This window comes from Lysinibacillus sp. G1-3 (genome assembly GCF_056322905.1).
Genome location: NZ_JBWHYQ010000086.1, coordinates 1 through 255, shown reverse-complemented (window position 1 = coordinate 255; position 255 = coordinate 1). Strand labels below are relative to the sequence as shown.

At 36.1% G+C, this 255-nt stretch carries 1 protein-coding gene; it reads right to left on the bottom strand.

Annotated features, from left to right (window positions below; genetic code table 11):
* The coding region (locus ACVYAD_RS25280; RefSeq protein WP_476428317.1) for an AMP-binding protein at positions 1–255 on the bottom strand (255 nt) is incomplete at both ends.

The following is a 255-nucleotide window of genomic DNA, read 5'->3' as shown; positions in this document are numbered from 1 at the left end:
TTCGGATAGTTCGGATCTATTGGTAAGTATGCTCCTCCTGCTTTTAGAGTGCCTATTATTCCCACTACCATCTCCAGCGATCTTTCTACCATTATTCCTACTATCGAATCAGCTTTAACACCTTTAGCCCTTAATTCTTTCGCCAAATTATTGGCCTTTCTATTTAATTCTCTATAAGTTACCTCTTGATCTTCTAATACTACCGCAACCTTATTCGGTGTTTTGTTTACTTGATCTTCAAATAATTCTACTATT